Annotated in this window: 19 protein-coding genes; 8 read left to right on the forward strand and 11 right to left on the reverse strand. The window is 55.5% G+C overall.

All coding sequences use genetic code 11. The features are described from left to right. Positions 1-2: 2 nt before the first annotated feature. From NQ495_RS05585 to NQ495_RS05595, 3 genes are all read right to left on the reverse strand, one after another. Positions 3-902, reverse strand: coding sequence for an AraC family transcriptional regulator (locus NQ495_RS05585; protein WP_009133935.1), 900 nt, complete (start codon positions 900-902; stop codon positions 3-5). Beyond that, positions 902-1,603, reverse strand: a complete 702-nt coding sequence (locus NQ495_RS05590; RefSeq protein WP_009133934.1) for a HesA/MoeB/ThiF family protein — start codon at positions 1,601-1,603, stop codon at positions 902-904. The genes NQ495_RS05585 and NQ495_RS05590 overlap by 1 nt, the downstream gene beginning before the upstream one ends. A 138-nt stretch (positions 1,604-1,741) precedes the next feature. Next, positions 1,742-3,349 (reverse strand): AMP-binding protein, encoded by a 1,608-nt coding sequence (locus NQ495_RS05595; RefSeq protein WP_040294200.1) that lies wholly within the window; start codon positions 3,347-3,349, stop codon positions 1,742-1,744. 97 nt (positions 3,350-3,446) lie between these two features. On the opposite strand from NQ495_RS05595, the gene queG reads away from it, so the two are divergent. After that, positions 3,447-4,352 carry a tRNA epoxyqueuosine(34) reductase QueG gene (gene queG, locus NQ495_RS05600; protein WP_009133932.1) on the forward strand — a complete coding sequence of 302 codons (906 nt, stop codon included), beginning with the start codon at positions 3,447-3,449 and terminating at the stop codon, positions 4,350-4,352. 328 nt (positions 4,353-4,680) lie between these two features. On the opposite strand, the gene NQ495_RS05605 is transcribed toward queG, so the two are convergent. The 6 genes from NQ495_RS05605 to NQ495_RS05630 all read right to left on the reverse strand — a co-directional run bounded on the left by NQ495_RS05605 (position 4,681) and on the right by NQ495_RS05630 (position 10,658). After that, positions 4,681-6,174: a catalase gene (locus tag NQ495_RS05605; RefSeq protein WP_040294199.1), complete on the reverse strand. Its 1,494-nt coding sequence runs from the start codon at positions 6,172-6,174 to the stop codon at positions 4,681-4,683. A gap of 209 nt (positions 6,175-6,383) precedes the next feature. Beyond that, the gene (gene mdh, locus NQ495_RS05610; protein ID WP_009133930.1) at positions 6,384-7,325 is read right to left on the reverse strand and encodes a malate dehydrogenase; all 942 of its coding nucleotides are present in this window, start codon (positions 7,323-7,325) and stop codon (positions 6,384-6,386) included. Positions 7,326-7,344: 19 nt separating this feature from the next. Beyond that, positions 7,345-7,722: a glycine cleavage system protein GcvH gene (gene gcvH, locus NQ495_RS05615; protein ID WP_009133929.1), complete on the reverse strand. Its 378-nt coding sequence runs from the start codon at positions 7,720-7,722 to the stop codon at positions 7,345-7,347. Positions 7,723-7,897: 175 nt separating this feature from the next. After that, entirely contained in the window at positions 7,898-8,950 is a 1,053-nt protein-coding gene (locus NQ495_RS05620; protein WP_009133928.1) for an endonuclease/exonuclease/phosphatase family protein, read from the reverse strand. A gap of 27 nt (positions 8,951-8,977) precedes the next feature. Further along, complete coding sequence (locus NQ495_RS05625) at positions 8,978-10,048, reverse strand: glycosyltransferase family 9 protein (RefSeq protein ID WP_009133927.1); 1,071 nt, start codon at positions 10,046-10,048, stop codon at positions 8,978-8,980. 4 nt (positions 10,049-10,052) lie between these two features. Beyond that, positions 10,053-10,658: a DUF4254 domain-containing protein gene (locus tag NQ495_RS05630; protein WP_009133926.1), complete on the reverse strand. Its 606-nt coding sequence runs from the start codon at positions 10,656-10,658 to the stop codon at positions 10,053-10,055. A 119-nt stretch (positions 10,659-10,777) separates the two neighbouring features. Between NQ495_RS05630 and NQ495_RS05635 the strand changes: the two genes are divergently transcribed. Together NQ495_RS05635 and NQ495_RS05640 are read left to right on the forward strand one after the other, a co-directional pair. Beyond that, complete coding sequence (locus NQ495_RS05635; RefSeq protein ID WP_040294198.1) at positions 10,778-11,764, forward strand: glucosaminidase domain-containing protein; 987 nt, start codon at positions 10,778-10,780, stop codon at positions 11,762-11,764. Between the two features lie 108 nt (positions 11,765-11,872). Further along, complete coding sequence (locus NQ495_RS05640; RefSeq protein ID WP_009133924.1) at positions 11,873-12,565, forward strand: hypothetical protein; 693 nt, start codon at positions 11,873-11,875, stop codon at positions 12,563-12,565. 166 nt (positions 12,566-12,731) lie between these two features. Here the strand turns inward: NQ495_RS05640 and NQ495_RS05645 are convergent, their stop codons facing one another. Continuing rightward, positions 12,732-14,141, reverse strand: a complete 1,410-nt coding sequence (locus tag NQ495_RS05645) for an MFS transporter (RefSeq protein WP_009133923.1) — start codon at positions 14,139-14,141, stop codon at positions 12,732-12,734. Positions 14,142-14,268: 127 nt separating this feature from the next. After that, on the reverse strand, positions 14,269-16,257 hold the full coding sequence (locus tag NQ495_RS05650) for a tetratricopeptide repeat protein (protein ID WP_040294478.1): 1,989 nt from the start codon (positions 16,255-16,257) through the stop codon (positions 14,269-14,271). A gap of 222 nt (positions 16,258-16,479) precedes the next feature. Between NQ495_RS05650 and NQ495_RS05655 the strand changes: the two genes are divergently transcribed. The 5 genes from NQ495_RS05655 (at position 16,480) to NQ495_RS05675 (ending at position 23,205) form a co-directional block, all read left to right on the forward strand. Then, positions 16,480-17,745, forward strand: coding sequence for an adenylosuccinate synthase (locus tag NQ495_RS05655; RefSeq protein ID WP_009133921.1), 1,266 nt, complete (start codon positions 16,480-16,482; stop codon positions 17,743-17,745). 132 nt (positions 17,746-17,877) lie between these two features. Further along, complete coding sequence (locus NQ495_RS05660; RefSeq protein WP_009133920.1) at positions 17,878-19,347, forward strand: S41 family peptidase; 1,470 nt, start codon at positions 17,878-17,880, stop codon at positions 19,345-19,347. Positions 19,348-19,552: 205 nt separating this feature from the next. Continuing rightward, the gene (locus NQ495_RS05665) at positions 19,553-20,428 is read left to right on the forward strand and encodes an electron transfer flavoprotein subunit beta/FixA family protein (protein WP_009133919.1); all 876 of its coding nucleotides are present in this window, start codon (positions 19,553-19,555) and stop codon (positions 20,426-20,428) included. A 30-nt stretch (positions 20,429-20,458) separates the two neighbouring features. Then, on the forward strand, positions 20,459-21,478 hold the full coding sequence (locus NQ495_RS05670) for an electron transfer flavoprotein subunit alpha/FixB family protein (RefSeq protein ID WP_009133918.1): 1,020 nt from the start codon (positions 20,459-20,461) through the stop codon (positions 21,476-21,478). Positions 21,479-21,486: 8 nt separating this feature from the next. After that, the gene (locus NQ495_RS05675; protein ID WP_009133917.1) at positions 21,487-23,205 is read left to right on the forward strand and encodes an acyl-CoA dehydrogenase family protein; all 1,719 of its coding nucleotides are present in this window, start codon (positions 21,487-21,489) and stop codon (positions 23,203-23,205) included. Positions 23,206-23,222: the final 17 nt, after the last annotated feature.

Genomic DNA, 23,222 nt, shown 5'->3' on the forward strand with positions numbered 1-23,222 from the left:
GCCTATTCCGCCCCTTTTTTTATCCGGGCGAAATTGCGGTACTCGAGCGGCGTCTTGCCGGTCCTTCTCTTAAATGAAATGGAGAAATATTCCGGATTGTCGTATTTGAGATGATAGGATATCTCCTTGATGGTCGTGTTTGTCGTCGCAAGCAGCAACTTCGCTTCGTTGATCTTCAGCTCTTTCATATACTGGGCGGGAGACGTGCCCGCATATTCGCGGAACGCCTTGCGGAATCCCGAATAGCCCAGCCCTACCCGCTCGGCAACCTCCTGCGGCGAGAGATTCTCGTACACATTCTCGCGCATCACCACCTTCGCCTTATCGACCTTCCCGATGATGTCCTCATCGTGCAGGACACTGCTTTTCTGGCGGTAATACATCAGTCCGAGCAGGTGCATCACGATCCCCGAAAGGGCCGGTTGTGCGCCGATCCTGTCCTCGTTGGCAATGTCGCGGGCCTTCAGATAGAGGTCTATGATTCGTTCGTTGAGCCCGATGTCGAAAACCGGCGAACAGGCCGAAAAGTAACCCGACGCAACCAGCCGGTCGATCATCTCGCCCTTGAAACCGATCCAATACTCCTTCCAACCCGAATTTTCGAACGGACGGTAGGTATGCCACACCCCGGGAAAAAGGAAAAACATCTTGCCTTCCTCGATCCGCTGTGAAACCCTCGGCTCTCCATAGGTAAACATTCCTTCGCCGTCGGTAATATAAAGCAACTGGAATTCGTCGAGCACGCGTCCCTCTTCCACATCGAAAAAATAACCCTGCGGGTGGTTCTGGGGCGGATAAACCTCGTCAGCGGTAATCACCTGGCTGCCGACGCCCGTCACCGTCAGTCCCCACAACTCGTCGCCGTCAGCCGGAATCAGGTATTTGATATCGCCCGTACTCATCACAGTTCCAATTTACTGACCTGCATCGTCCGGCCATCCACGACCAACAGATTCCCGGCCAATGATTCGCCCACTCCGCACAGCAGTTTGACCGTTTCGAGCGCCTGCAGCGAACCGATTACCCCCACGATCGGCGAGAGGACACCCACCACCGGTTTCTGCGACGCCCTCTCGGGATAAAGATCCCGGTAACCGCCCGCGCCCCCGGCATGGAAAACGGCCACCTGCCCCCCGACAGCCTCGGCGGTACCGTAAATCATAGGCACCTCCGCCTCCCGGCAAAAATCATCGATCACGTAACGGGCGTCATAGTTATCGGTACAATCGACCACTGCATCATGTCCGCCGAGCAATCCGGCGGCATTCGCTGCAGTCAGCCGGTCGGTCACGACACGGATATCGCACCCGGGATTGAGTCGTGACAGGCGCATCGCGGCCACTTCGGCTTTCGGCCGGCCCATATCTGCAGTCGTATAGAGTACCTGCCGTTGCAAATTACTCAACGACACCGTATCATTCTCGATCAGCGTCAGGTGGCCGACACCGGCCGCTACCAGATAATTCAGCGCCGCAGAACCGAGCCCCCCGGCACCGACAACCGCCACGCGCGCGGCAATAAGCGCCTGCTGCATCCGGTCGGTAAAACCCTCGACCAACAGGTTGCGTTCGTAACGTTCTCTTTGTGCTGCGGATAGTTCCATACGGCTGTTTGCTGACACGACAAAGATAAAAAATCCCACCGAATAACGGCAGGATTTTCATCGCTCCTTCCACCGGAGCATCCGGCGGAATTTCTTATCCGGGATCATCCGGACATCTCCTACCGGGGATAAAACCTTCTATTTCTTTTTGGTATACAGGAACCGTTTGATCTTCTGGGTCGGCGTCTTTTCAAAACCGTCCTCATTCTCGACCACCACCGAAATACGCGAAAATTTATTCACCTTCGAATTGACGTAATGCATCAGGTCCTGCTTGATGTTTTCCATCTTTTGCCCGAGGTTTTCGCGCACGGTATGGTATTTTTGCTCGAGCGCCTCTCGGTTGAAGTGCACGATAGCCACCAGCTTTCCCATGTCCTCTTTGACCAGAGAATCGGCAACCAGCGCATGACCGTTGATCACGTTCTCGATCTCCTCGGGGTAGATATTTTCACCGCTCGGGCCGAGGATCATATTCGTAAGGCGCCCTTTGATATAGAGGTAACCGTCCCTGTCGAACACCCCCAGGTCTTTTGTGCGAAACCAACCGTCCTCGGTAAACGAGTCGGCCGTCGCTTCGGGATTTTTGTAATACCCCATCATCACATTAGGGCCTTTTACAACGATCTCTCCTTCGCCCGAGCGCGGATTCACATTGTCGAGACGGGCTTCGACCCCCTCCAGCATCGGCCCCGTGGACTGATGCCGCACCATCGACGGATTAACCCCGGCCAATACGGGAGCCGTCTCGGTGAGGCCGTACCCGATCGCATAGGGGAACCGTCCCTCCAACAGGAACAGTTCGACGGTCGGATCGAGTTTCGCCCCGCCGATACCGAAGAAGCGGATACGGCCGCCGAACAACTGTGCAAGGCGCCTGCCGGCAATCCGGTGCAGGAACCTGCGTCCCCAATCGGTTTTGTAAAGTGCTGCCATCAGCCGGTTGCCAGCTACCTGCGGTAAGATTTTGTTTTTGTAAATTTTCTCGATAATCAGCGGCACGGTCAGCATGATCGTAGGACGCACCTTCTTGAGCACGGGGAGCAATACCGAAGCGGTCGGGGCTTTGTCGAGATAGACCACCGATGCGCCCCACATCACCGGCAGCAGCATGCCCAGCGAACATTCGTAAGTGTGGGACAGCGGCAGGATAGACAGGAATACGTCATCGGGATAAACCGGTTGCAGGATGCTCACCATCTCCAGCTCGCTGCACAAGTTGCGGTGCGAAAGCATCACGCCTTTGGGCGAAGAGGTGGTACCCGAAGTGTAAATGATCGCCGCGAGATCATCCCCGTTCGGTATGGTTACGGAGCCAAGCGTATCGGAAGTCTGGTGGATCACCCCGAGGTTCATGCTGCGCACCACGAGGTTCAGCCCGGAGATGACCTCCTTCGAGACCTTCGTGAACAGTTTATCGGAAACGACGAGCGCTTTGGCCTCGGAATGCAGGATGATCTTGTCGAGTTCGGGGCCCGAAAAATCAGGCAGGATGGGTACGATCACCATGCCCGACACGGTCGCGGCAAAATAAGCGACGCCCCAGTTAGGCATGTTGTTGCTCAATAATGCGATTTTGTCGCCACTGTTCAGCCCGGCATGGACGAATATATCGATCAGGGTGTTGACGCGTTCGGAGAACTCGGCGTAGGTGAGCGACTCTCCCCCGTACATCGAGAAACAAGGCCGCGGGCCGAAGGAATCAATGCTGTGCAGATACAATTCCCGAAGGGTTTCGAATCTCATTGCAAATGGAAAGTTAGGAATGTCGGGACATTTGCCAATCGAACGCAAAGATAAGTTTTATTATTATAAAATCATTACTTTTGAAGACGTTTGAGCAATGAATCAGGACCATTCGATACACTCCCGTGCCGAAATTCTCGGCTTCGACCGCTGCGGTATAGCCCGTTGCCGCCCGCTCGAAGAGCGTCGCGGACTGTTGGAGCGATGGCTCGCACAGGGACGGCACGGCGGCCTGACCTATATGGAACGCAATCTCGACAAGCGGATCGACCCGGCCCTGCTGGTCGAAGGAGCCCGGTCGGTAGTGGTTTGTGCCATCAGCTACAACCGTCCTCCCGCTGCCGGAGTCGCCTCACGGATCGCCTCGTATGCCCGGGGACGCGACTACCATCCGGTATTGAAAGAGAAATTGCACGAACTGCTCGCCTACATTCGCGACCTGCATCCCGGAACTTCGGGACGCGTCTTCGTCGATACGGCCCCGATCCTCGAAAAAAGTTGGGCCGCCGAAGCGGGAGTAGGACGCATCGGACGCCACTCGCTACTGATCGTACCCGGTCTGGGATCGTTCGTTGTGCTGGGGCTGATCGTGACGGATGCCGAACTCGAACCCGATCCGCCTTTCCTGGCACCGGACCCGTGCGGTTCCTGCCGCGCCTGTATCGAAGCCTGCCCCGTCGGTGCGATCGGAAACGACCGGACGATCGACGCTTCGCTTTGTATCTCGCGCCGCACGATCGAGGCGGAAGCGGGCGACGAAGGCGACCTGCACGGGTGGATATTCGGCTGCGACATTTGCCAGCTGGCCTGCCCCCACAACCGCCATGCACCGGTATCCGCCCATACCTGCTTCGCCCCGGCCGGAGATATCGGACAGATGACCGAAACCGATTGGCTGCAGCTCTCCGGAACCGATTTCCAAAACCGTTTCGGCGACACGCCGCTGGCCCGCTGCGGACTGGAGCGCATCCAACGCCGCATCCGGCAAGGTTCACAAAAATAACATCCAGGAAAAATCTCGAAAAAACAGATCTATCGGCGAAGGACATATCTCTACAACGCTTTTCTATTCCTATCGTGAAAAGTATGCCCTCCTTGAAAAGCTGACTGAAAAGTCAGGCAAGAACAGCCCAATCTTCATCAGAAATTACCGGGTCAAAACCGTCCCTGTTTTCAAACGGTATCCGAACGACAAAGCCCTGCCTCGCAAGGCAGGGCTTATTCCGATTACCGGGATATCTCCCGAGGTTTATCCGCGGGCCAAAATATCAGTCTCAAACAGTCGGCATGCAGACAAAATTAAGTTTTCCGACAGCGTCCCGACGAATCGGCTAAAGGGTCTTGTCTGCCACCTGCTGGCGCTTCACTTCGTCGAGCACCGATTGCAGGTCTATCCCGAGTTTTTCGGCAATACCTTGTCCGCACCGTTCATCGGCCTGATAGAAACGGGCCACCGCACGCGTCTGGATATTGACCGGAACACCCGCCATCGCCTCGGCCGCATTCGAAATCAGTCGTTGTTGCGCATCGGGCGACTGCAGGCGGAACAACTCGCCCGGCTGCGAATAGTAATCGCTGTCCACACGGGCGTCATACGCCATCGCATCCCCCTCTACCTTTAAAGGCGGCTCGAGGTAGGAACGATCTTCGGTCGGGCCTCCGAAACTGTTCGGTTCATAGTTGACGCTGCCGCCGCCGTTCGCATCGAAACGCATCAGCCCGTCCCGCTGATAATTGTGAGCCGGGGAGCGTGAAGCGTTCACCGGCAGGCTTTCGAAGTTGGCTCCGAGCCGGTAGCGGTGCGCATCGCCATATGCGAACAGGCGCCCCTGGAGCATTTTATCAGGCGAGAAGCCGATTCCGGGAACGATATTGGCCGGGTTGAAAGCAGCCTGTTCCACTTCTGCGAAGTAATTTTCGGGATTACGGTTCAGCTCCATCACCCCCACCTCCTGCAACGGATAATCGGCATGCGGCCATACCTTCGTCAGGTCGAACGGATTGATCCGGTAGGTCGCCGCATCGGCCTCCGGCATAATCTGCACGTAAAGCGTCCAGCGCGGAAAATCGCCCTGCGCAATGTGACCGAACAGATCCTTTTGCGATGCCTCGCGGTCTTTGGCGACGACCGCCTCGGCTTCGGCATTGGTCAGGTTTTTGATTCCCTGCTGGGTTTTGAAATGAAATTTGACCCAGAACCGTTCATTCGCCGCATTGATAAAGCTGAACGTATGGCTTCCGAAGCCGTGCATCTGACGCAGGCTCGCCGGAATCCCGCGGTCGCTCATCAGGATCATCACCTGATGGAGGGTCTCCGGAGAGAGACTCCAAAAATCCCACGCCGCCGTTGCGCTGCGCAGGTTGGTTTTCGGGTCGCGCTTCTGCGTGTGGATAAAATCGGGAAATTTGAGCGGATCCCGGATAAAAAAGACCGGTGTATTGTTCCCCACCAAATCCCAGTTACCTTCGTCGGTGTAAAATTTGATCGCAAAACCGCGCACATCGCGCTCGGTATCGGCAGCGCCGCGCTCGCCGGCAACGGTCGAAAAGCGTACGAATAAATCGGTCTGTTTGCCCACTTCCGAAAAAATCGACGCTTTCGTGTACTTCGTGATGTCTTTCGTCACGGTAAAGGTCCCGTAAGCGGCCGAACCTTTCGCATGCACGACCCGCTCCGGAATGCGTTCACGCGTAAAATGGGCCAGTTTTTCCATGTACCAGACATTTTGCATCAGCATCGGACCGTGCGGCCCGGCGGTCTGGACGTTCTGGTTCTCCGCCACGGGAGTACCAGCATTCGTCGTCATTGTCTTTTTCGTCGTCATAAGGCAATCATCGTTAATATTTATCGGGAACGGCATTCAGATCAACACTCCTTATAGAACAAATCTAGCAAATAATCGGGACAAACCGGGCAAATAGTTTATAATTAGCAATTCAAATATTTTATACCCGTATAAGTGCAACACATACCATACCAAAAGCGGCGGTTCCAAAAGGAACCGCCGCTTCTTATATTCAAAGAATCCGGTGCTTAGAGCGCGTTGATCTCTTTGAGGACAGCGTTGGTTTTGCGGACAGCCTCGGCGCTCTTCTCGAAGAGGGCTTTCTCGTCTGCAGTGAGGTTCAGCGACAGAATCTTCTCCACACCGTTCTTGCCGATCACGGCCGGAACACCGATGCAGATATCCTTCTGACCGTATTCGCCGTCGAGAGCCGTGCAGGAAACAATCACCTTCTTCTGGTCGCGGATGATCGATTCAACGACATAAGCTGCCGCTGCACCGGGCGCATACCAAGCCGACGTTCCGAGCAGCTTGGTCAGCGTTGCACCGCCCACCATCGTGTCGGCAACCACCTTGTCGAGTTCCTCTTTGCTCAGCAGTTCGGTAACGGGAATGCCCTTGTAGGCGGCTTTGCCGGCCAGCGGAATCATCGTGGTATCGCCGTGCCCGCCGATTACCATGCCTTCAATCTCGTTCGAGTTGGCATTCAGGGCCTTGCTCAGGTAGCATTTGAAGCGGGCCGTATCCAGTGCGCCGCCCATACCGAAAATCTGGTTCTTCGGAAGACCGCTCTTTTTGAGGGCCAGGTAGGTCATCGTATCCATCGGGTTGCTGATGATCAGGATAATGGCCTTCGGCGAGTATTTCAGTACGTTCTCAACCACCGAGCTCACGATACCGGCATTCACGCCGATCAACTCTTCGCGGGTCATACCCGGTTTGCGGGGCATACCTGAGGTGATCACCACTACGTCCGAACCGGCGGTCGCGGCATAATCGTTGGTCACGCCGGTCAGTTTCGTATCGAAATCCATCAGCGTGGCGGTCTGGAAAATATCCAGCATTTTACCTTCGGCTACCCCTTCTTTAATATCCAGCAGCACCACTTCATCGGCGATCTCGCGGGTGGCGATCACATTTGCGCAGGTAGCGCCTACGTTGCCCGCACCCACGACAGTAACTTTACTCATAATTTCGTATTTTTTAAAATTAACCTATCAGTTTGGCATAATCCTCAGCGGAGAGCAGTGAATCGAGCTCTGCGGGATTCGTCATTTTAATTTTCACCATCCAACCCTCGCCGTAAGGATCTTTATTGACCTTGTCGGGAGCGTCGTTGAGCGATGCATTGAACTCGAGCACCTCGCCGCCCACAGGCAGGAAAGCATCCGAAACCGTCTTCACGGCCTCGATCGTGCCGAAAATTTCGTTCTGGGCAAGTGTCTCGCCCTCAGTGGTCACATCGACAAAAACGATATCGCCGAGTTGGCTCTGTGCAAAATCGGTAATGCCCACATAGGCCTCATCCCCTTCGACCCGGATCCATTCGTGATCCTTCGAATACTTCAAGTTAGCCGGAATATTCATCTGTAGTGTATTTTATTGAGTTTGTATGATCGTCTGTACCGGATGTTCGGAAAGCGGAACGGACTCCGGGGATATCTTCCCGGTCGGAACCGGGTGCCCTCCGTTTTCGGACGCTCAAAGGTAGTCGTTTTTCAGGGATTATAAAATTTAACTGTGATTTTTTTCACACTTAAATTCATCGCGAGAATACGATTTTCATCACCACCGGATTGTGGTCGCTGGAGTGGAAATCCAGTGGGAGCGTTTCGATGGAAAGTACTTCGATACCGGGCGAAACGAAAAAGAAATCGGTCAACGTCCGCACCGACGAATCGGCCCGGAAAGGCCGGTCCAGATAGCGCAGCGAAGGATGCTGCGCGTCGTAGACGAAACGGCCGGCCCGGCGGAACAACCTGCCGTCGATCTGCTGCGGCACGAAATAAGGATTCGAAAGCTCCGCCGCAGAAGGAATGTAATCGGGCGGATATTGGTTCCAGTCACCGCCGGTTACCGAACGGATCCCGGCCGAATCGGCCCGTGCAATCAGTTCCGCGAGGAAAACGCACTCTTCAAACCGCATGTTACCCGTATCGTAAGCGGTATTGTGCGTATTGTCGATCATCACCGTATCGCCCGCAGCGGTCAGAAACCGGGCTGAAAGCAGCCCGCGTTTGAGGTTGAACATCCGTTCCGGGAACGGGAAGCGGGACGGGTACTGATACCGCACCGCATCGAGCGGCCTGTACCGCGACAAGGTCAGCAGTCCGCTGGCCACACGTCCGATCGGATCGCGTAACGGAATCGGTACGAACCACGCCTTATAATTGAAGCCGAACGCCGCCGCATAACCCGGGAAAGCGGCACCGATCAATCCCGCTTCGTCGATGCGGTAGGTACGGTGAGACGAGCGGTCCACCTCCTGCAACAGCATGATGTCCGCATCGATCTTTTGCAGCGTCAGGACGATCTGCGCCAGGTTAGCCGCAGTCCGTGCACGGGTGTCGCGTACGCGCCTGCCGCCGTCGTAGAAAAAGTCCATGTTGTCGCCCAGCCCGGCATAACCGATATTCCAACTGACCAGGGTCAGTGTGTCCGGAAGCGAATCGGGCTGCTGGCATCGGTACACCTCCTCAACCGGCGCGGGACGAAACTCCGCGAGCCAGGAAATCCCGAAAAAAACCGCCGCCACCGCCACCAGCGGGACGACGATCCGCACCGTCACGGCACGGAACCTGCGGTACTTTCTCATCTTTATTATATCGGGGTTGATACTGCGTCAGGATTCGGATACGGCGACCGAAGGGAGTCCCGCAGCCTTGCACACCTGCCCGACGATCCGTTCGGGAGCAATGCCCCGCATACAGGGATAGTCGCCATAGGCGCAAGGCCGGTTGCCGTAAATCGAACAGGGGCGGCAGGCCATATCGAGCTGTACGGCATTTTGCGGATCCTGCCCGATCCCGTAAAAACCGGCATAGGGATGCGTCGCCCCCCACACCGACACGACCGGCACACCGACCAGCGAAGCCATGTGCATCGCCGAGGAGTCCATGCTCAGCATCAGGTCGAGGTGGGAAATGAGCTCCATCTCGCGGGCCAGTTTGATCCGGCCGATGACCGACACCACGGAGCCGTACTTTTCCTCCATCCGTTCTCCGTATTCGCGTTCGGCGGCGCCGCCGCCGAAAACGAACAGCCGTACACCGGGCATCTGCGAAAGCATCGCGATCACCCGCTCCATCTGTTCGAGCGGATAGATTTTGCCCTGATGCTGCGCGAACGGCGCGATCCCGATCCATTTTTTCCCTTCGTGCGCCCCTGCAAGCGCTTCGGTTTCTGCATCCAACGAGTACCTCACGCGCGGCGGAACGGCTATCGGCGGCAGGTCGAACCCCAATGCGAGGAAAACTTTGCGGTAGCGTTCGACCGTCGTTTTGAGTTGTACCAGTTTTTTATTCTCCAACGCAACGAGCGCCTTTTTCTCTTCCCGGCCTTTATCGATATAAGCGACCTTTGCGCCGCGCAGCCGCAGGATGCGCCTCAGCATCTTCGTGCGAATCACATCGTGCAGGTCGGCCACCATATCGAAACGGCCGAGCTCCGAGCTGAGTTTCAGCACGCCTTTCAGCCCTTTATGCCGGCCCGTAAAATCGGGAGAGACGAACTCCAAAGCCTCGATTCCCCTGAAGAAAGGCTGTAAAAAAGCCGGCGTCAGCACTACGATCTGCGCTTCGGGATACTGTTTGCGCAATGCGCCCACCACGGGCACACTCATCGCGACATCCCCCATTGCAGAAAGGCGAATGACCAGAATACGCATCGGTGCGGACACGGAACGGGAAGCCATAAATCTATTTTGCCGCGTAGAGAACGGGATTCAGTTCGGGATCGTTGTACATCTTCATCTGCTTGTACACCTTCATGTATTTGTGCCCGGCAGCCATATCCGCGAGCAACTCCTCGATCGCGGTGGTCAGGTCTGTCCGCTGCTGCAGCAGGATATCGAGCTTACGCCGGCACTCTTCGACGTGTTTCGCGGACACGTCGGTCCGCTTCACCTCCTGGGCCATGTGATAAATTTTCAGCGCGAGAATCGAAAGCCGGTCGATCGCCCAGGCCGGGCTCTCGGTATTGATTTTCGCACCGGACTCGATCGCCACATCCTTGAACTTATCGAGAAAATAGCTGTCGATATATTCCACCATATCCGTGCGCTCCTGATTCGAGCGGTCGATCCGGCGTTTGAGCACGAGCGCTTCGACGGGGTCGATTTGCGGATCGCGGATCAGGTCCTCCAGATGCCACTGCACCGTGTCGATCCAGTTCTTCAGGTACAGCAGGTGCTCGATAGAGCCCTCCCGGTAAGGGTTGGCAATGGGATGGTCCACATCGTCATAGCGGTGATATTCGTCGATCACGGCCGGAAAAATCTGGTGGCAAAGGGCAGTAAAACTCATAGGGTTGAAATTTGGAAAGAGAGTCAAACGTTATTTTACAAAGCTAAAGAATTTTGCTCAAATTCCAATAAAATATTATTTTTGTCGCTATGCCTGCCAAACCTCATAAAGGTACCCGTATGAAACCGAATTCCATTGCCTTGCTGACGCTGGGCGTGTCGCTGCTCGCCCTCTCCGCAAACGGACAGGACCGCCTCACCCGCGAAGAATACATCCAGAAATATAAGTCGCTGGCCGTCGAGGAGATGGAAGTATACGGCATCCCCGCCAGCATCACGATGGCCCAGGCGTTGCTCGAATCGGACAACGGCAACGGGCGCTTGGCGCGCGAAGGCAACAACCACTTCGGCATCAAATGCAAAAGCACCTGGACCGGTGCCACGATCTCGCACGACGACGATGCGAAAGGCGAATGTTTCCGCAAATACCCGTCCGTCGAGGCCTCGTTCAACGACCATTCGGAATTCCTCGACAAATCGGCCCGTTACCAGGACCTGTTCAAACTGGACCCGATGGATTACAAAGGGTGGGCTTACGGACTCAAACAGGCTGGCTATGCGACCAATCCGGCTTATGCCGAATTGCTCATCAAAATTATCGAAGACAACCAGCTCTACCACCTCGACCGGGGCGAAGAGATCGCCCCGCCGATCATGGGTACGCCTGCGACCGAAGAACCGCAGCAATTGGTAGCCGAGACCGAACAAAAACCCAAAGAGGTGGTCGATGTAGACAATTACAGCGTAGCAGTGACCGGTCAGGGGGGACAGCACACCGTCTACCACAACAACGGCAGCGAATTTACCACCGCGCGTCCGGGCGATACCTATGCAACCATCGCTTCGGAATTCGGGCTCACGGTCAAGAAACTGCTCAAATACAACGACGAAACCACCGTACCTGCTCTGCGTCCCGGCGAGATGGTCTACTTGCGCCCGAAGGGCAAGCGCAGTGAAAACGGCAAGCTGATTCACGTGGCCAAAGAGGGCGAAACGCTGCACAGCATTTCGCAAACGTACGGCATCCGCCTGAAGAACCTTTGCAACATGAACCGGCGCACGCCCGACAGCGAAGTAAAAGCGGGCCAGCAGATCCGGTTGATGTAACCTTATTCAGCCCTCGACACCATTGGCAACGCCGTTACAATACCCTGACAACTCAAAACACCGGAATTAACCTCATTACAAACCTTTAAATACGATCAATCAAAACCTATGGACGGTGATCCTGGTGCGGCGGTGAACGCCGCCATCCTCAGCAAAATCAGCGGCAAGTCCGCCCTCAACCAACAGGTATTCGACAACACGTTCTCCGTATTCAACGCGCTCAAAGAGACGCTTCACGAAATGTCCTCGGAACTGGACGACCGACTCGAAGAGATGGGGCACGAAGTGAAAATCGAATACCGCGACCGCGGCAAATTCGAAGCCCAGCTTCAGGTAGCCGACGACATCCTGATCTTCAGCATGCATTCCAACGTATTCGAATTCAACCGCGAGCATATCATCTGGCAAAATTCGTACGTGCGCGACAACAAGGCGAACTCCTATTGCGGAATGATCAACATCTACAATTTCCTCTCCGACTCGTTCAAGTACAACCGCAGCGCCGACGAGGGCTACCTGATCGGAAGGCTGTTCGTGAACCGCGAGAAGCAATATTTCGTCGAGGGAAAGCGGCAAATCAGCATGCGCCACAACAACTTCGGCACGCAAACCATCAGCAAGGAGTCACTGATCAACATCATCGAAACAGCGATGGACTATGCGGTGGACTTCGACCTGCTGGTTCCCCCGTACGATACGGTAAAGGTCGTTACAGTCGATCAGCTCAACACGAAAATCGAGAACTCGAAGATGCAGACCGGCAAACGCCTCGGTTACAAATTCAATTCCGACGACATTTAACAGGCCGGGGCCATTAGGAAACATTTGGTCCCAGCACCCCGGGCCACAATATTAAAATCACACGGCGCTGCCGGAATGCCGTCAACCCGCACCACAAAACAGCGGGGGAGTCTTGAAAGACTCCCCCGCTGTTTTTATACGGTCGTTTACCGGCTTCCGGCAAACCCTATTTCCGGATATTGGGCTGCTGCAAACCGTAACCCATTTTCTTATTTTCGCGCAACAACAGGAAGGCGAACAGGATCGACAGCACGCCGAGTCCCGCAAAAATCAGCATCGGCACCGTATAATCGTACGCTACCCGCGTAACCGTTTCAGGAGCTACCACTCCGGTAATCTCTTCGGCCACTGTCGTTGCATTGTCCACCACGCAATAATTGTCGAGTACCTTGCCGATCAAGTAAGGCACACCCATCAGGCCCCAGTTCTGAATCCAGAAGATCAGCGCATACGCGGTACCCAGCTTATTCTCGGGAATGATCTTGGGCACCGAAGGCCACATGGCCGAAGGCACCAGCGAGAAGGCGATCCCCAACGTGATGATCAGTACGAGCGCCAGCAGCCAGTTCGTGAAAGCCGGAACGGCAAAGAGCAGGTGCACCGCCACGATCATGAACGAACCCACCAGCATAATCGTCGCCCCTTTACCCCTACGGTCGTAGAGGTTTCCGAAGAAAGGCGTGAGCAGGATCGTCCCGAACGGCAACAATGCAGGGATAATGCCCGAAAGTTTTTCGGAAATACCGAATTTATTGAACATCAGATCCGGCGCATATTTTAAAAACGGGAAAACCGCCGAATAGAACAGCACGCACAAGATCGCAATGTACCAGAATCCTTTGATCCGGACAATCTCGAAAATATCGCGGAAGCGGAACGGCTCTTCGAGTTCGGCGGAATCTTTCAGCTCCCGGTCCCGTTTGGTGTCCATCACCACGAACACCACGAACGAGATCATGCCGATACACAGCAGCAGCAACCCCAACAGGATCGGCATACTCACCGAGCCGAATTCTTCCGCCAGCAGCGGCGTAATGCTCAGGGCGAGCGCCGTACCGATGCGGGCGCAGGCCATCTCGAGGCCCATCGCCAACGCCAATTCCTTACCTTTGAACCATTTGACGATAATTTTCGAGACGGTGATTCCGGCGATCTCGATCCCGACGCCGAAGATGGCGTAGCCGATAGCCGCCCAAAGCACCTGCGACGAAATAACGGAACCGAAAATGGTCACGCTCGCACCGCCGAAATCGCTTGCGATCGCCCAATACTTGATACCTACGCCGATCACCATGATCACCGTGGACATCAGCCCGGTGAAGCGGACGCCCATCTTGTCAAGGATCATCCCGCCGAAGATGAGCATCAGCAGGAAGACGTTGAACCAACCGTAGGCACTGGTAAAAAATCCGTAATCGCTGCTGCTCCAGCCCATTTGCTGTTCGAGCATCGGCTTGAGCGGAGCCATCACGTCGGTGATGAAATATCCGCACAACATCGTGAAGGCGACCAGCGCCAACACGATCCAACGGGCCGTAGCCGACTCGCTGATCTTCTTTTGTAAAGCTGCTACCATTTATTTTCCGTTTGGGTTTATTATCCGTTCGGCACGCATCGCGCATACCGTAAAACTCGCTTTATCTGTTCGCAGGAATCCGCCGCCTATGTGCGCCGTACGCGGAGGCCTCCGTACCTCCGCCGCCCTACTCCTCCTGCAGCATATTCCCGTAGAGCTTCAACACCCGGTAGGCATCCTGCAACCCCAGCTCCCCGGCCTTGCTCATATCGAGGCAGCCTTTACGGGTATCCTTGAGGAAAATCTGTACCAATCCCCGGTTGTAATAGGCCTCGGCGAACGACGGATTCAGTTCGATGGCCTTCGTATAGTCCTCCAGCGCTTCCGGGATCCGTCCCGAGCGGCAGAGCAGGTTCGCCCGGTTATAATAGATATAGGCAAATTCGGGGAAGAGCCGGGCGGCCTTGTTCAGGTCGGCGATCGCATCGTCGTAATTATAGGACCGCGACGAGTTGCTTTTAAGCTGGCTGGCCGGATCGTTGTCTACCGTAATCCGCTGGTAGCCGTTGTCGATCGACGAGATAAAATCGACCATTTCGCTCTGCGTCGTACTGCGGTTGATGTACAGGAACGGATTGGACGGATCCAGGTCGATGGCCGCCGTGTAATTGGAGATCGAACCGGTGTACTGCCGGATCAGCGACTGGGTGATCCCCCGTTTGAACAACAACTGCCAGCTGGGCCGGTTGTAGCGCAGCGAATCTTCGATCGCCCGGTCGAAGGCGAAGAGCGAATCGGTCGGGAAATCGCTGTCCCGGTTCACCAGTTTCACGTACGGATCAGCCACCTCCGTGCGGAACTGTTCGACACGCGGCACGAAATAGACAGTCCGCACGGGAACCGTATCGGGACGAACCATCGAGAATTTGAACATCGGAAGCAGCGCGATGTTGGAACTTCGCGCAGTCATCCGCTGCATCCCTTCGCTGCCGCCCATGCTGGCATCGAACGAAAGCAGCTGGTTGAAACGCTTGCTCGTATCGGCATAAACAGAGAAACTACTGTCGGTCAGCTTCGAGCGGTATTCGGCTATTTTCTTGTCGGCCGTCTCCTTGTCGCTGCGGGATCCCTGCATGTCGTTGAGCATGTAACGCAATGCAGAGCGGCCAAGATAGGCGTTGGCGAAATCGGGATAAAGCTCGATCGCCCGCGTATAGTCGTTGATCGCGGCATAGTAGTCGCCCAGTTGCCGGTACAACGCCGCGCGGTTGTAATAGAGCAGCACGTTGTTCGGGCTGTAAAACGCCACTTTGTCATAGTCCGCGAGGGCGTTGTTGTAGTCTCCGATCTGATTGCGCAAAATCGCCCGGTTGAAATAAGTCAGCGAGCTGGTCGAATCGAGTGCCAACACCCGGCTGAAATCCTCGATTGCCTGCACCGGACGGTTGATCGTCGAATAGACGAGTGCCCGGTTGAAGTAAGAAGGGATATACGTGGAGTCGCATTCGATCGACTTGTCGAAATCGGCCAGCGCCTCATCGTATTTTTTCTGGGCCATGTAGAGCATCCCGCGGCGGCTGTAAGCCAAAGGACTCTCCCGGTTGGTCCGGATCGCGGTGTTATAATCCTCGTAAGCGCGCGTCGTGTCCTTCATCATCAGGTAGGAGGTGCCCCGGTTGACATAGGCGTCGACCACCTTGTTATCGAAACGGATAAAGGTGGTGAAGTCCTCCACCGCTTTTTCGAACTGCTGGCTGAGCAGGAAGGTCACCCCCCGGCTAAAATAGGGGTCGGGCCGGTCCGGGCGCAGGTCGATCGCCACCTGGAAATCTTTCAGCGCATCGTCGTAATTACCCAGCCGCGAACGGGTGATCGCCCGGTACTGGTACGCGGCCGTAAAAACGGGGTTGTTCTCGATTGCATAGGAAAAATCCTGTTCCGCCCCGAGCAGGTCGTCGAGGTTGTATTTGGCGATGCCGCGCAGGAAATAGCCCTCGTAAGCCTTCTCATCCACCTTCAGCAATACGTTCAGCGTCTCGATCGCATCGCGGAATTTGTTATCTATAATGTAGCTCCTGCCCACATAGAAAAAGTAATGCTTATCGAGTTGGGCCGACGCCTTATGGACGCCTCCCAGCGACACGAAAAACAGGAGAATGAGGAGAGATTTACGCATGCGGCCGTAGTATACGGGGTGCAAGATAATCATTCTACGCCAGAATACAGCGAACAAACACCCCCAATTCGTTTTACAAGGAACGGCATAAGCCGATGATTAGTATAATTTGGGGCACAGGAAGCCGCTAAAGATAAAATTTAAACCGAATGATCCACATTACAGAAAAGTTACGTACCTTTGAAAGCAATTTTGCGCTGAAATCCTGCTACTGAATAACAAATGAAAAAAGTAGATGTTGTTTTAGGCTTACAATGGGGCGACGAAGGCAAAGGCAAGGTCGTCGACGTGCTCACACCGGCTTATCAGGTGATCGCCCGCTTCCAGGGGGGACCCAATGCAGGCCACTCACTCCATTTTGAAGGCAAAAAATACGTATTGCACACGATCCCGTCGGGTATTTTCCGCGAAGGCTCGATCAATATCATCGGCAACGGCGTGGTGATCGATCCGGTGATTCTCTCCGAAGAGATCGCCAAACTGGAGAAAGACGGCGTCGACGTACAGGGCAAGCTGCTGATCTCGAAAAAAGCGCACCTGATCCTGCCTACTCACCGCATCATCGATGCGGCGTCGGAAGCCTCGAAAGGCAAGACGAAAATCGGTTCGACGCTCAAAGGCATCGGCCCGACCTATATGGATAAAACGGGCCGCAACGGCCTGCGCGTCGGGGACATCGTCTCGGGCGAATTCGAGGAACGTTACGGGCGCCTCAAGGAGAAACACATCGAACTGCTCAAACAATACGATTTCCCGTACGACATCTGCGACTACGAAAAAGAGTGGCTTGCCGGGATCGAAAACCTCAAGCGTTTCCGCTTCATCGACAGCGAACACGTGGTGAACTCGCTGCTCCAAGAGGGTAAAGCGATCCTCGCCGAAGGCGCGCAAGGTTCGATGCTCGACATCGACTTCGGCACCTACCCGTTCGTCACCTCGTCCAATACGCTCTGCGCAGGGGTCTGCACCGGTCTGGGTGTCGCACCGTCGCGGATCGGCAACGTCTACGGCATCTTCAAAGCTTACTGCACCCGCGTGGGCAGCGGTCCTTTCCCCACCGAGCTGTTCGACGAGGACGGGGAGAAAATGCGCCAGATCGGACAGGAGTTCGGCGCGACCACCGGTCGCCCGCGCCGCTGCGGCTGGCTCGACATGGTGGCCCTCAAATATTCGGTAATGATGAACGGCGTCACGGAGCTGATCATGATGAAAGCCGACGTGCTCAACGACTTCGACACGCTGAAAGTGGCCGTAGCCTACAACGTAAACGGCAAGGAGACTTCCGAATTTCCGTACGAGGCGAGCGAAAAGATCGTCCCAGTTTACAAGGAGTTCAAGGGGTGGAACTGCGACATCAACAAGCTGCGCCGCTACGACGAATTCCCCGCCGAACTGAAAAACTACATCGAATTCATCGAACAGGAGACCGGCGTTCCCGTCAAGATCGTTTCAGTAGGCCCAGACCGCGAAGAGACGATCGTGCGATAAACACGACCGATTGTTCTATTCCACAAAAGACAACCATTTTTCAAATGGTTGTCTTTTTTTGGATAACTCCCTGAAAATTTTATACCTTTAGAGTGCCAGCTGTGATGTCGAACATTAAAAAACTACCCAACCATGCGTTATTCGACCTGGCAACGCTTGCTCATACCCGTGCTGCTCGTCAGCAGTCTCATCGCTTCCTGCGGCAAAGACAACCCCGCCCCGACCCCGACTCCCCCTTCTCCCGATCCCGGAACGCCTACCGAAGTCCCGCTCAAGACACAACGAATCAACCGGTTCATCGTCGAAGCCATGCGGAATCGTTATCTATGGAATTCAGGCCTGCCTTCGGAGATCGACATCACTTCTGAAAGCGATCCGGCGGCACTCTTCAAGCGGCTCAGAAATCCGCAGGATTCCTGGTCGGTCCTAAGCGACAATATCCAGCAAACCCAAGGCGAATTTACCAATGAAACCCGCTCGTACGGCTACGAACTCACTTTCGGCAAGTTCAACAATTCGGAGAACATGTTCGCGGTCGTCCTGTTTACCTATCCGGACTCCCCGGCTGCCAAAGCGGGCATCAAACGCGGGGATATTTTCATCCGTGTGAACGACATGGAGATCACGATGAACACGTACATGAATCTTTTCAGGTTCCCCAACGTATCCCTCCAATACGGACACCTCGAAGGAAACACGATCTACCCGGCGACCCAAACAACGACTCTCACCGGAACGGAGATGTATCTGGATCCCGTGATCACCTACTCGGTAATCGACCGGGCAGGCCACAAAATAGGTTACCTTTGTTATAGCGATTTCGTCTCCAAATCGATCGGCAGGCTGGAAAAGGTCTTTTCGACGTTTCAACAGCAACAGGTCACCGAGATCATACTCGACCTCCGCTACAACCCCGGCGGGGAAGTTTCGGCCATGGCCAAACTGAGCAGCATGCTGGCCCCGAAATCCGCTGTAGAGAGTCACTCGGTCCTCCAGACCCGGATTTACAACAAAGAGTACACGGAATACCTGCGACAGACGGGGACCGACGTGAACGACTACTTCGATCCGTCCGTTGCCGTGAACCTCAACGGACTGCCGTTGTATACCCTGACGGAAAGCAGTCCCGCCTCTGCATCGGAATCCTTGATTCTATGCCTGAAACCTTATATGACCGTTAAGCAGGTCGGCTCGTCCACCGCGGGAAAATATTGCGGCGGCAGCCTTTTCCAGCCCGCAGTGCAACAAGGCGGACAACTCGTTCCGGATCCGGAGATCGGCAATTGGGTGCTTTACCTGATGACCTTCAAAACCGCCGATGCAAACGGCAAATCGATCTCCTCATCGGGCCTCTATCCGGACATTTGGACCTCTTCGCTGACTTTACCCGAACTGAAACTGCCGTTGGGCGATCCCCTCGATCCGTTTATCGCGAAAGCCATCGCGGCCATCACCGGACACAGCACCCCAACCCGGATCGAAACGAAATCCGCCGATCCGGGGTTCACCCTGCTGCGCGGACTAACGGGCCAACCCGAAACACGCTCAGGCTGGCTGATCGATTCGACCGTTATGATTCCCGTAACCGGCGCTTCGCGCTGACAGAAAGCGAATCCAAAAATGAGGGAACCGCCTTCCGGAGGCGGTTCCCTCATTTTGTCCCGCAGACAAAAGAATATGGGGATACGTTTCATTTTCGTCCGAAACCGGCGGTTTTTCCGATAAAAATCATAATTTTGTAAAGTTTTGTCCGGCGCACCTCCGGAGCGGAATCTAAACAAAATCTAACAACTAAATACGATCCATAATGAAGAAAACGTTGAAAATCGTCGTCCTGGCCAAACAGGTGCCGGACACCCGCAACGTGGGGAAAGACGCCATGAAGGCCGACGGCACGGTGAACCGCGCCGCGCTTCCGGCTATCTTCAACCCCGAAGACCTCAACGCACTGGAGCAAGCCCTCGTGCTGAAGGACATGTTCCCCGGCAGCACGGTGGAGATCCTGACGATGGGCCCGGGCCGCGCCGCCGAAATCATTCGCGAAGGCATGTACCGCGGAGCCGACGGTGGCGTACTGCTTTCCGACCGCAAATTCGCAGGCTCGGACACGCTGGCCACCTCATACGCCCTGTCACGGGCCATCCTCAACATGAAACCCGACATCATCGTCGCAGGCCGGCAGGCCATCGACGGCGATACCGCACAGGTCGGTCCGCAGGTGGCTGAAAAACTGGGTTGGCCGCAAATCACCTACGCCGAAGAGATCGTGGGCACCGAAGGCGACGAACTGGTTATCAAGCGCCGGCTGGAACACGGTGTCGAAACCGTAGCCTGCCCGTTGCCGCTGGTGATGACCGTCAACGGATCGGCTCCCGAATGCCGTCCGCGCCACGCCAAACTGGTGATGAAATGCAAATACGCCAAAACCGCGAGCGAGATGCAGGAAGCTCAGGAAGACTACACCGACCTGCGTTCGGAACGGCCCTACCTCAACATCAACGAATGGAGCGTAGCCGACATCGATGCCGACGACCAGCAATTGGGACTCACCGGCTCGCCGACGAAGGTCAAGAAGATCGACAACGTGGTATTTGCCGCCAAGGAGGCGAAGAGGCTCACCGCCGACGACCGCGACATCGACTCGCTGATGCAGGAACTGATCGCCAGCCACACGCTGGGATAGGCTAACCCCAACCGCTAAAAATCAAAACAGATGAACAACATATTTGTATATTGTGAGATAGAGGACGGCAAAGTGGCCGATGTGTCGCTGGAGCTGCTGACCAAAGGCCGGGTATTGGCCGACACGCTCGGCTGTGAGCTCGAAGCGCTCGCCATCGGATCCAAACTCGACGGCATCGAAAAAGAACTGGCCCAGTACGGTGCCGACACGATCCATATCGCTGATGCCGAGTGCCTCAGCCCGTACCGGACCCTGCCCCACGCCGCAATCATCTGCGGCATTTTCAAAGAAGAACAACCGCAGATCGCACTGTTCGGCGCTTCGCCGGTGGGCCGCGATTTGGGTCCCCGTGTTTCGTCGGCACTGCACAGCGGCCTGACGGCCGACTGTACGAGCCTCGAAATCGGCCCGCACACCGATAACAAGAGCGGCAAAGTCTATGAAAACCTGCTCTACCAGATTCGTCCGGCTTTCGGCGGCAACATCATCGCAACGATCATCAACCCGGACTGCCGTCCGCAGATGGCTACCGTACGCGAGGGCGTGATGAAAAAAGAGGTCGCCAAGACCCCGGGCAAAGGAGTCGTCAAAAAGGTGGATCACAAGAAATACACTTCGGACGCCGATTTCGTCGTACGCATCATCGAACGCGAAATGGAAGAGCGCAAGATCAACATCAAGGGAGCGCCGGTGATCATCGCCGGAGGTTATGGCATGGGTTGCAAGGAGAACTTCGCGCTGCTGCACGAACTGGCCGAAGTGCTCGGCGGCGAGGTGGGAGCATCCCGCGCAGCGGTGGATGCAGGCATGGCCGACCACGCCCGCCAGATCGGACAGACCGGCGTGACGGTACGTCCGAAACTCTACATCGCCTGCGGCATCTCGGGACAGATCCAGCACACCGCCGGCATGGACGGCTCGTCGATGATCATCTCGATCAATACGGACCCGGAAGCGCCGATCAACAAAATCGCCGACTACGCGATCATGGGCGACGTAATGGAAGTGGTACCCAAGATGATTAAGTATTACAAACAAAACTCGAAATAACAGCGATCATGGCTAATTTCTTTTTAGATAATAAAGACCTCCAGTTCCACCTGAATCATCCGTTGATGAAAAAAATCGTGGAACTCCGGGAGAGAGGTTACGCCGACAAAGGCAAATACGATTACGCCCCCGTGGACTTCGAGGATGCCATGGACAGCTACCGTCGCGTGATGGAAATCTGCGGCGAAATCTGCGGCGACGTACTGGCTCCGAATGCCGAAGGCGTCGACCACGATGGTCCCCGGGTTGTAGACGACCATGTGGTGTACGCCCCGGGCACGGCACAGAATATCGAAGCGCTGAACCAGGCCGGACTGTTCGGCATGACCATTCCGCGCCAATACGGCGGACTGAATTTCCCGCTGCCGCTTTTCGCGATGGCCAATGAAATGGTCGCGCGTGCCGACGCCGGATTCGAAAACATCTGGGGCTTGCAGGACTGCGCCGAAACCCTCAACGAATTCGCTTCGGAAGAGATCAAAGCCCGATACCTTCCCCGCGTTTGCGCCGGAGAAACCTGCGCGATGGACCTCACCGAACCCGATGCCGGCAGCGACCTGCAGGCTGTGATGCTCAAAGCGCACTGGGACGAGGAGAAACAGACCTGGCTGCTGAACGGGGTGAAGCGTTTCATCACCAACGGCGACGGTCATATCTCGCTGGTACTGGCCCGCTCCGAGGAGGGGACGAGCGATGCCCGCGGCCTGTCGATGTTCGTCTATGACCGCGCGCACATGGCTGTCAAGGTTCGCCGCATCGAGAACAAATTGGGTATCAAAGGATCGCCCACCTGTGAACTGGTCTTCACGAACGCGCCGGCCGAGCTGGTCGGCGACCGCAAAATGGGCCTGATCAAATATGTGATGTCGTTGATGAACGCCGCCCGTTTGGGGATCGGCGCACAGTCGACCGGCCTGTCGGAAGCGGCTTACCGCGAAGCGCTCAAATATGCGCACGAACGCCAGCAATTCGGCAAGCCGATCATCGAATTCCCGGCTATTTTCGAAATACTGTCGGTTATGAAAGCGAAGCTCTACGCTTCGCGTGCGATGCTGTACGAAACGACACGCTTCGTCAGCATTTACAAAGAGTACACACATATCAGCAAGGAGCGTAAACTCGAACCGGAAGAACGCGCCGAAATGAAGGAATACACGCGTCTGGCCGACGCTTTCACCCCGCTGCTGAAACTGATGTCGAGCGAATACTGCAACCAGCTCGCTTACGACGCGATCCAGATTTTCGGCGGCTCGGGCTACATGAAAGACTACCCGATCGAACGTATCTACCGCGACGCACGTATCACGAATATCTACGAAGGCACCTCGCAATTGCAGGTCGTAGCGGCGATTCGCCACGTCACCACCGGCACCTACCTCGCCAAGATGAAGGAATACGAGACGCTGGACTATGCCCCGGAGCTGGAAAACACCTATAAGAAGCTGGTTTCCATGCGCGAACAGTATGAAAAGGCCGTTGAAAAAGTGACCGCTACCGGCGACAACGAAGTAATTGACTTCCATGCACGCCGCATGGTCGAAATGGCCGGGCACATTATCCTAAGCCACCTGCTGCTGCAACAGGCCTCTATCGACGAAGAGTACCGCAACTCTGCGGAGATCTATGCCAAGTACGGCGAAGCGCAGAATGCCGCTGCGGCGACCTACATCGGCTGCTGCTGCGTCGATGACATCGGTCTGTACAAAGCCGTGCAGGACGAACATTGATCCGGTTCAGGCCGTTG

It is taken from the genome of Alistipes indistinctus YIT 12060 (genome assembly GCF_025144995.1).
In the GTDB taxonomy this organism is placed as follows: domain Bacteria; phylum Bacteroidota; class Bacteroidia; order Bacteroidales; family Rikenellaceae; genus Alistipes_A; species Alistipes_A indistinctus.